The sequence below is a fragment of the Halomonas citrativorans genome (assembly GCF_014898005.1).
Classification (GTDB): Bacteria; Pseudomonadota; Gammaproteobacteria; order Pseudomonadales; family Halomonadaceae; genus Vreelandella; species Vreelandella citrativorans.
Genome location: NZ_JABUYX010000049.1, coordinates 1 through 4,256, shown reverse-complemented (window position 1 = coordinate 4,256; position 4,256 = coordinate 1). Strand labels below are relative to the sequence as shown.

The following is a 4,256-nucleotide window of genomic DNA, read 5'->3' as shown; positions in this document are numbered from 1 at the left end:
TCTCAGCATGGCGTCTCCGAAGCCAAAACCAGCCGCCTGTCGGCGGCAAAAATTCTGCGAATTTTGGGCGGCCTGGCAAGGCCGCATAGCGCGCAGCGCTAGGAATCTCTTTGTGCCTAAATCTACAATTGTGCAAGATTCTTATATAGCACAATCTACATTGGCAGGTATATTACTCACATACTCTCAGTAGGATATAGCGATAAAGGTGTTCGTGCAAAACAGAAAATCGGGGGGAATCATCCAGTGATTTTTCGGTACAAAACAGACGCGATGCGTCTTTTGCTTCGGCACCTGTCGAGGGGATATATCTACTGGACAGCCGGCAGCATCGAGGCCAAAAAATGGCCTGCACTTGAGGCTAAATTTTTAGACCGTTATCTAATTCACGCAACAGCTCAACAACGGTGGCGACGCAAAGCCAAAGGCCAGTGCAATAGCTATTTGGTTGGCTTGGTGGACAAAACCAACCCCGGCAAAATCTGGTGGTGGCTGCTAGTTACAGAGGGCGAGGGCATGGCCCACGACCTCGAAGACCTAAAGCAAAGCAGCAGCAAACGCGGGCGCTTGACCATGCCGGATGCTGATTATGAGGCCCTAAAAGCCCCGCGCCCAGGCAATAGCCCTGCGTGGACCTGGCGAATCACTGCGGATTCCTATGCAGGCTGGGAGGCCCGTTTAGCCAGCGCAGTACAAAACGCGCCTAGTGACGGCGGCGATGCCCTCCGGCAGGCCCTACACAGCCTGCAGCGCGTGCCAGGATTTGCTCAGTCCAGGAAACAGGCATACGCCCTGGAGAACAGCGCGGTAAAGCGATGGAAGCGCCTGAACCGAGGCGAGTGGCCACATAAACGGCTCCACATCGGCTGGCTAGGTCGCTACACCCAAGGCGAGACCGTCAAAGCTGAGAGCATCGCCGCCAGAACCAAAACAACAAAAACATCGGTTTAGCACGACTGGGGGTGCCTTTAGTCCCAGCGGCGCCTAAGCCCACGTGCAGGCCCTCAGTGCAGTGCCCAGCGGGTTCCCGCTCCTTCGTCGCTGCATCCGCTATCGCGGATACCCCTCCTTTCCTTGCTAAACGGGGTTGCAGTTGATGGGTTAAAAAATTGGAACAATTCCCCTCCCTGGCATCCGTCGTGAAACGAATCTCCGATTCGTGAACGGCGGTGCCCAACAACCGAGGAACGAGGGCGTTAGTGCCCGCCCCAGGGCCACCCCTAGTCAGAACATAGAGAGGCGTTTTACGAAACCATCTAAAAACATGCACTTAGTAGGGGGGGGGTGCACTCCCTAGAGTGTGCAGGGGTGCACTCCCTAGAGTGTGCAGGTTGAGTGCAATATGCATTCCTTAGAGTGCGATATGCACACTAGAAAATAGCGTGGAAAGTGTTATATGCTGCCTACAGAGTGCATATCGCACTTCCAGTGCTACAGGGGTGCACACTATGGCAAAGCAACTTGGCAAAATGCCTGAATCACAGAATCGCTACAGGACATGGGTGCAAACCGAGCGAGCATCCCATGAAGCCTGGGGACAGTTGATAGCTAAAGCCCCAATGGCGGCTAGGTTAGCCCATGTTCTAGTGGCCCATATGAGTGATGGGAACGCAGTTGTTGCTAGTCAAACTACTCTCGGTGAGTTGATGGCCCTTCCTGGCCAACAGCCAGTACACCGCAACACAGTGCGCAAGGCCATCCAGAGGCTGGAAGCAGATCGCTGGATAGAGGTTATTCAAATTGGCGGAAAAGGCGGCGCTTTGGCATATCTGGTTAACGACCGTGTTGCCTGGGGGCAGCCTCGTGAAAAGCTGCGCTACAGCCGGTTTTCTGCCCAAGTGCTGGCGTCTGAGAGTGAACAGCAACAACCTCTAAATGGCCGACCACAGCTCCGCCAGATCCCCACTCTGATGCGTGGAGAGACCCAGGTTCCACATGGTGAATCTGCCGAACCTCCTAGCCAGGGGCTACTCGATGGCACTGAACCAGACCTGCCTTACCGCGACCCAGATACTGCGGATATGTTCGGAGAGAACACCAATGATTGAGCAATGGCACCATGACCACGCTGACAAGCTGCTGACAGCTGTAGGCTGGGGTAGCGACAAGTCGCCAGAGTGGCACGCGGGGCTGCATAACGCCGTTGCCTGGCACTTAGCAGAGCAACCGCTAGGCCATGGCCGATCAACGTGCCCACATGCGCTCAAAACGGCTCAGCGAGACGCCTGGATGGCCGGTTGGTCGTTTGGCCAAGCCAGATGCTTGGAGGAAGGCAGAGACGCCCTTCTGCGGGCTTAGAGGCCTGATGGGAAGGGATAGGCTTTCTCAAGCACCCGAAGCCAGGCGCTTGAGAAAGCCCCCGCACCCCGAAGGGTGCAGGAGCTTCACAGGGTCATGTGCCCTTAAAACCGTGTTTGCCAAGTGCTCCGCCGCGATACCATCGCAACGGGGAGCACTATGCGTGGGGTGCCACCCCCAGAGAACGCCACCACCGCCGTCTTTCAGCTCATAGCGGGGCCAGGTGCCAACCTGACCTTATTCCGCCTCACCACTGGGCTTCGACCATATCGCCCAGCAGCTTTCGCGCCTACTCAACAGCTCTCCCACACCTGGCTTGGACAGTGCCAACCGTCCATCCGCCCAGGTGCTTCCCACGTTAGTCTGTTACGTCAAAACACACCGCCACTCACTCCAGATCGACGCCCTGGTCTACACCTCACACCTGCCGTAGCAGGGTTTTCAGCGGCCCGAGATTCCAAAGCAGCTCGCTTACTAGCGCCGTCCTTCAACATGATGGCCAGACCCGCAAGGTCATGGCTGTGTGCCTCTTACCCCGATGCGACCTCAACGGCCGCAATTACTGGCTTGAGCTATACAGCGATCTCAAAAGGTTGCCCCATCGAGTACCAACGCTTCCAGGTTTCCCCTCCGCGCCCTGACGCCTTACGAACGCCCTCAGCAGCCCACCAGCAGGGTCTCCGTTCTACCGTTTCCAGCAGCCCGCAGCCAGGATTTTCACCTGTTCGGAACAAACAGGGCTGGTCGTGTCACCACGAGGCCCGTTTCCGTGTCGCCCAACCCCGCCCGTTCGGGCGTCCAGTGGATTGGGTCGAACCGGGGGATTTCACCCCGGAGCGCCCTACGTTTGCCGTGCCAGCTCGATTAGGAGCACACGGCTTCGGCAGTGGCAGCCCGACAGTTGGCGACTGTCGGGCCTCCCCAGTGTTGGCAGCACTAGGTTTCTCTTCTCGCATCCGATCCCAGTGGAATCGGAACACTTGGCAAATCAACGGTTTAAAGAGCGTCTATCGACTTTACTTAACCCTGCGGCGCTTCATGCGCGGTAGCGCTTTCGCGAGGTACTACAGTCACCCCCCTATTTCTGCGGGGTCTCAGGTACTGCGTAACCTGGATCGAGGCCGATAGGGACGGCGGCTCCAGTGGGCATCTGGCCCTGGTGACACACTATGGATCCCGTGTGTCAGGGGACTTGCTCAGCTAAGACGCTGCATGCCGCCGTACGCGCACGGGGCGCGGAGGGCTGATCATCTTCAACGTCTCAAAATCCATGTGCTCGTGGCCTGTCGCCTGCCGCAAGCGTCGCTCATGGCCACACAGGCGGTTCCGCATCATCTCACGGGCCTGATCGCGCTCATGCTCAGCTTGAGCCACAGCGGCTTGCTGCTGCTTAACCCATACTCGATATTGAGCCTCAACCGCATCGAGCTGGGCCTGCTGCTGCTCAATCTGGGCGGTCTGCTGGTCGAGCGCCTCCTGCCGTTCTTGCATGGCCCTGCGGCTATGCTCCAGCTCGGCCAGCGCCCTCTCTGTCGCTCGTTGCTCCGCCTCCTGCGCATGTCGTTCAGCCAAACCACGCAAACGCTCAGCCTCAGCCACGGCAAACGACGCTGTTTCAGCGTCTACCAGGGCCCGCTCCCGCTGTTCAGCCATATCACGTTGCGCATTGTGCTGAATGCGCTCCCGCTCGGCGTCCTCAATCCAGCGCAGTAGCGGCAGCATGCTGCCCAGCACGACAACCAACAACCAGCTCAGGCCCGCACCTACCAACAGTAACCGCTCCAGCGGATAGCCGATGCTGTGCAACTCAACGAGCTGCGGCCAGCTGTACCAGGTCGCTACCGCGACTGGTACAGCGCCTAGCAGCGCGATGAACAACAATCTCAGCATGGCGTCTCCGAAGCCAAAACCAGCCGCCTGTCGGCGGCAAAAATTCTGCGAATTTTGGGCGGCCTGGC

4 protein-coding genes are annotated in these 4,256 nt (G+C 58.0%); 3 read left to right on the top strand and 1 reads right to left on the bottom strand.

Features of this window, described 5'->3' with window-relative positions:
- Positions 1-516 precede the first annotated feature (516 nt).
- The 3 genes from INT20_RS17810 (at position 517) to INT20_RS17800 (ending at position 2,298) form a co-directional block, all read left to right on the top strand.
- Complete coding sequence (locus INT20_RS17810) at positions 517-951, top strand: hypothetical protein (RefSeq protein WP_193057441.1); 435 nt, start codon at positions 517-519, stop codon at positions 949-951.
- Between the two features lie 695 nt (positions 952-1,646).
- Positions 1,647-2,048, top strand: a complete 402-nt coding sequence (locus INT20_RS17805) for a helix-turn-helix domain-containing protein (protein WP_226912248.1) — start codon at positions 1,647-1,649, stop codon at positions 2,046-2,048.
- Positions 2,041-2,298: a hypothetical protein gene (locus INT20_RS17800; RefSeq protein ID WP_193057439.1), complete on the top strand. Its 258-nt coding sequence runs from the start codon at positions 2,041-2,043 to the stop codon at positions 2,296-2,298. Before INT20_RS17805 ends, INT20_RS17800 begins: the two co-directional genes overlap by 8 nt.
- A 1,200-nt stretch (positions 2,299-3,498) precedes the next feature.
- Here INT20_RS17800 and INT20_RS17795 read toward each other — a convergent pair.
- The coding region (locus INT20_RS17795; protein ID WP_226912247.1) for a hypothetical protein at positions 3,499-4,256 on the bottom strand (758 nt) is incomplete at its 5' end.

Bases quoted from the DNA above. Each gene is read 5' to 3' on its own strand.
- INT20_RS17810 (WP_193057441.1), top strand. From the start codon at position 517: ATGGCCCACGACCTCGAAGACCTAAAGCAAAGCAGCAGCAAACGCGGG.
- INT20_RS17800 (WP_193057439.1), top strand. From the start codon at position 2,041: ATGATTGAGCAATGGCACCATGACCACGCTGACAAGCTGCTGACAGCT.
- INT20_RS17805 (WP_226912248.1), top strand. From the start codon at position 1,647: ATGGCCCTTCCTGGCCAACAGCCAGTACACCGCAACACAGTGCGCAAG.